2 protein-coding genes are annotated in these 5,419 nt (G+C 48.1%); both read left to right on the plus strand.

Annotation, left to right across the window (positions count from 1 at the left end):
- Positions 1 to 386 precede the first annotated feature (386 nt).
- A complete protein-coding gene (locus tag BN93_RS13485) occupies positions 387 to 1,805 on the plus strand; it encodes an MATE family efflux transporter (RefSeq protein ID WP_019188845.1) in 1,419 nt (472 codons plus the stop codon).
- A 1,769-nt stretch (positions 1,806 to 3,574) separates the two neighbouring features.
- Positions 3,575 to 5,419: SusC/RagA family TonB-linked outer membrane protein (locus tag BN93_RS13490; RefSeq protein ID WP_019188848.1), on the plus strand; the 1,845-nt coding region annotated here is incomplete at its 3' end.

Genomic DNA, 5,419 nt, shown 5'->3' on the forward strand with positions numbered 1-5,419 from the left:
AAACTTTAGTAAGATAATAAGGTTGTTAATAAGGATTTTCAGTTTAGATTGTAGTCTTAATAGGTTAAGTTTGGTAAGGTAGAAAGAGAATGATGTTAGATGACGCCCTTTTACAGCCTCGTGCTGTAATGGGCTACGCGGCGGGGACGGGATAACCGACGGAACCCCCCGCCACCCGGTAGTGAGCGTAGAAAGAAATGATTTAAGGTTTGCTCTTTGCTTATGCCTGCGGCTTGGTTATGCCGCTGGCGATGGCGGGGCAAAGCGTTGACATTAGCAGTTGGTGCGGTATCCTTGGATGTAAAAGGGTATCGCTTTTTTGTTTGTTGGCCACTTAATGTGTACCTTTGCAAGGTTGCCAACAAACGATAAGGAAAGTATAGGGCATGTTTGATAAGAAAAGCAACGACACACTTCTTGCCGGCATCAGGCAAGGAAAGGCACTTACGCAAAACGAGATGCTAAGCCTAATCGTGGGACTTAGCATCCCCTCGATATTGGCTCAGGTAACCAACGTGCTGATGTTTTACATCGATGCGGCGATGGTGGGCAAGCTGGGTGCTGCCGCATCGGCATCCATCGGCTTGGTGGAGTCGGCCACGTGGCTCTTTGGCGGTCTTTGTTCGGCTGTTTCGTTAGGCTTTTCGGTGCAAGTAGCCCACTTTATCGGTGCCAACGACTTTGTTAAGGCGCGGCAGGTGTTGCGCCATGCGTTGGTTTGCACGCTGGCATTCAGCTTGTTGGTAACCTTGTGTGCATCGCTCATCGCCTTTAAGTTGCCCATCTGGTTGCGCGGTGGGGATGACATAGCCCACGATGCCGCATTATATTTTCTTATTTACGCCCTTTCCGTGCCCTTTTTGCAGTTGGGCATCCTTTCGTCTAACATGCTGAAAAGTGCAGGCAACATACAGATACCCAGCATTATGAGCGTGCTGATGTGCGTGTTGGATGTAGGTTTCAACTATCTTTTCATCTATGTGGCCGGCCTTGGCGTACCCGGTGCAGCCCTTGGCACGGTGTTGTCCATAGCCATTGTAGCCACGGTTGAGGCTTGGTTCGCCCTTTTCCGCTCGTCCATTCTCGCATTACGGCTCGATAAGGTGCGTTTCGTTTGGATGTGGTCGTATGTTCGAAACGCCGTGAAAATAAGTGCGCCCATAGCTGCACAATATGTGCTGATGACTGGGGCGCAAGTGGTTAGCACTTATATCGTTGCGCCCTTGGGTAACTTCGCCATCGCCGCCAACACCTTTGCCATTACTGCCGAAAGTCTTTGTTACATGCCCGGATATGGCATTGGTGATGCCGCCACTACGCTTGTGGGACAGAGTATGGGTGCCGGACAGTATGGCTTGTGCCGAAGTTTCGCCAAGCTAACAGTTGGTATGGGCATGGCTGTTATGGCCTTGATGGGTGTGGTGATGTATGTGTTTGCGCCAGAGATGGTAGGGCTGATGACGCCCGTTGACGAAATACGCGTCTTGGGCACGCAGATTCTTCGCATCGAGGCCTTTGCCGAACCCATGTTTGCTGCGGCCATAGTGGGCAATAGCGTTTGCGTTGGGGCAGGAGATACGCTTAAACCTTCGCTGATGAACCTTGCCAGCATGTGGGGCGTGCGCCTTACGCTTGCCGCCGTGTTGGCTCATTGGTATGGCTTGCAGGGCGTTTGGACGGCTATGGCCGTTGAACTAACCTTCCGCGGCATGCTTTTCCTTGCTCGTTTAAAGTGGGGTGCATGGCTAAGGGCTGAGGGTGGTGTAGAGAAAAACAATGGTGATGGTGGGCGGCATGCGCTGTAGTAGCCGGCCCGCATTGAAGTTGTCTTGACTTTTAAGCTTTCTACAGATTGAGAAGAGTTCGTTATCTTTGTGATGCAAAACCAAGACAAACACCCCACTCACGTGCGAAGTGCCAGACAAAGATGTGATGAAATCTGAAATTCTGACCCATTCGTCTGTGGCAAAATGTGTCTTTGTCTCAAAAAGGTAACCTGGCGGGCACGCTTTCAACACATTCTTTACAAGTTGAAAGCATCTTTCCTGCGGCGCAGAATGAGGAAAAGGTAAATGTAACTTCTTTATGTTTCTTATGTTCTTATGTCAAAATGGACGTATTTTTGTCAGAATAAGAAGTGATGAACGATTACCCCGTTCACTTATTCATTCGTCCACTCGCTAGCTTATCCACTCGTTACCTTGTTACCTTGTTCACTTGTTTTCTCGTCAACTTGCCAAGCTTTGTCAACTTCTCAGTAATAATTTTAACACCAAGAGTGCCCTTTTTATCCACCACGTGCTCACCTTGTCGCAAAAAATCGATTCTCGCAGTGGTTTGTTTTGATGCAAAACGGGGTTAGTTCGTGAATGTGGTAAAATGAATATTTATTTTAAGAAACCGCCATTTGTACCACATTTCGGGCTATTTGCTGCTAAATATAGTGCAATTTGTGGCAAAACGCAGTGCAATATGCCGCAAAACGCAGTGCGTTTTGGTGCTAAATGCAGTGTGTTTTGGTGCTAAACGCAAGGTAAAATGGTGCTAAACGCAGTGCAAAATGGTGCTAAACGCAAGGCGAAAAGCATAAATATCCATTGGAATAGTATAAATAAAACCTTGCAGAGCCATGAAAGACATGGCTGAAAAGGGCAAAATAGCCATTAAAAAGTGGGTTTTAAGGGGCTAAAAGTGGGTTGTTGGGCACAAAAAATAATGAGCCGGCAACCAAACTAGAAAGGCTAAATGGTGCAAAATGCAGGTTCTTTGCCTAAAAACGGACAAACAGGAAGACGTGAAAAGCAAAAAATGGTAGTCATTTACCTACTTTTTAACCTATATTTTCGCTAGAACAGCGCGGAATTTAGAGCGGTATTGTAAAATAAATGATAACAAATTAAGTTTTCGAGCTGATGAGTTTGTTAATTGGGGAGCAGATGTCTTCGAGAGTTGTTGGGCTTTCGTTGGTTTGTAAGCCCGTGAGTTGACTTGTCCTGCACTCCTCTCAATTTACAGGAGTATTAAAGGTCAAGACCACTTCGTTGTGCTTTTTATGCACGCCAACGAAGTGGAGAAGGCGGCTACTAGGCGCATGCCTCAGTGCAAAGCCCCTTGTGCTGGCACAACAGAGTGCTTGTGCTGACACGGGGATGCGTGGCATTGGCTGCCGTTCGTGTCTTGTGCTGTACTACAAAGTGCTTGTTCCTACATGACAAACCGCTTTGTACTGGCACTACAAGGTTCTTGACGTGACACTACAAGCCGCTTTGTACTGATGGATTGCAGGGAGAATGGCGTGCAAACGAAATCCTAATGTCCATTCTTTTTTATGATATAGATGAGTTTGGCTTGGCATAACGCCTCTTGTATCTCTACGAAATGGCACTGCTAAGCTTGTTTTTGCAACGATTTAATGTAAAAAGTACAATATTGTTTGCATATTGTTTAAAAAATGCGTACTTTTGCAAAATCCACATTTTTAAGAGGTACAAGAGTTAGAAGTCTATCTCTATTGGGATAGAAGCGATTTATAAATTGAGCGTGTGAAAGAAAACAGAGAAAGGATAACATATAGATGAGAAAACAAATGCAGAAGACTAATTTTGTGTTGCGTGCGTGGGCTGTGTTGGCCCTCGTGCTACTGCTTGGCAGTGTAACCACAGTGTTGGCACAAACGCAAAGCGTAGACAACATGCGGGTAACGCTGTCGATGAAACAAGTTACGTTAAAGACATTCCTTGACGAGGTTTCAAAGCAGACGGGTTTGCAGTTTGATGTAGATGCCTCGCTGCTTGAAAAGGCCGACCGCGTAAGCATTGATGCGCGCGAACAGCCCGTTCGTGCCGTGCTAGGACAGGTGCTTAACCAGGCTGCCTTTACTTATAACATAACGGACAACGTGGTAAAGCTGAACCGAAAGAACGCCGTTGAACGCAGAAAAGGCGTTTATGGGCAGATAACCGATGCCGAAGGGCAGCCCCTGCCTGGCGTAACCATCAGGATGCAGGGTTTTAGCGGTGGGTACATCACCAACTTGGACGGATATTACGAGATAGAAACCGACCAACCCGAAGTGAAACTTACCTTTAACTACATTGGATATAAGCCGCTGGAAAAGACCGTAAAGAACGGAACGGCGGGCAACTTTGTGATGCACGACGATGCCGACTTGTTGGGCGAAGTGGTGGTAACGGGTTTCGCCACAAAGAATAAGAACAGCTTTACCGGTGCGCAGGTGTCTATCAAGAAAGACGAGCTGTTGGCCGTGGGCACAAAGAACGTGTTGACAAGTCTTGCCACCTTTGTGCCGGGCATGAACATCTTGGAAGACAATGCAGGAGGTTCGGACCCCAACAAAATGGCCGACATCAACATACGTGGGCGCGCAACGTTTACGGGGCAGGCCAACATGCCCGTGTTTGTGGTGGATGGTTCGCAGGTGAAAGTGGACTATGTGAACGACATGGACATGAACGACATCGAGACCGTGACGGTACTTAAAGACGCCTCGGCGTCGGCTTTGTACGGCGCGAAGGCCTCTGCTGGCGTGATTGTCATCACCACTAAGGCCTTGACTGGTGGAAAGCTGAAAGTGAATTACAGCGGAACGTTGCGTTTGTCTACACCCGACCTCAGCGATTATAACTTACTTTCGGCATCGCAGAAGTTGGAGTACGAGCGTTTGGCCGGTCTTTACACCTCGACCGACCTTACTGAGCAGTATGCGCTGGACAAAAAGTATGCCCAGTATTACAACCAGATACAAGACGGCGTGAGCACCGATTGGATTTCGAAACCTTTGCGCAATGCCATCTCAACCCAACAAAGCCTAAGCATAGACGGTGGCGACGAACACGCTCGCTACAACTTGGGTGTGCGCTACGGCAACGATGCAGGTGTGATGAAAGGGTCCAACCGCGAACGCCTTTCAACCAACTTTAAGCTTTCGTACAACCTGCCCGGAAAGTTCTTCGTTTCAAACACGGCTACGATTTCTTCGGTGAAGTCGACCCAATCGCCTTACGGCGACTTTTCGGATTGGGTGAAACAAAACCCCTACGAATACCCTTACGACGAAACGGGGGCGCTTAAACCCAAACTGAACTACGACTTGTCGAACCCGCTTTACGAGGCGTCGTTGGGTAGTTTCAGTAAGGGCGACAACTTCGACTTCCTCAATACCACCTCGTTGCAGCTGTGGCTGGGCGAGAAATTCCGAATAGACGGCGATTTCTCGATACAGAAGAGCAAGTACGACGGCCGTACCTTCGTGTCGCCTTTCTCGGCCGACCAACTTAAAAACGTGGCCGACGTGTCGCGCAGGGGACGTCTCAACGAAACGTTCACCAAGACCACTACTTATCAAGGTAAGTTGATGGCATCGTACAACGACTATTTGTTGAAGAAACTTTTCCTCACG

The organism is Prevotella conceptionensis 9403948 (assembly GCF_000312305.1).
Taxonomy (GTDB): domain Bacteria; phylum Bacteroidota; class Bacteroidia; order Bacteroidales; family Bacteroidaceae; genus Prevotella; species Prevotella conceptionensis.

Excerpts from the sequence above, each read along its gene's own strand:
- BN93_RS13485 (WP_019188845.1), top strand. The coding sequence starts at position 387 with ATGTTTGATAAGAAAAGCAACGACACACTTCTTGCCGGCATCAGGCAA.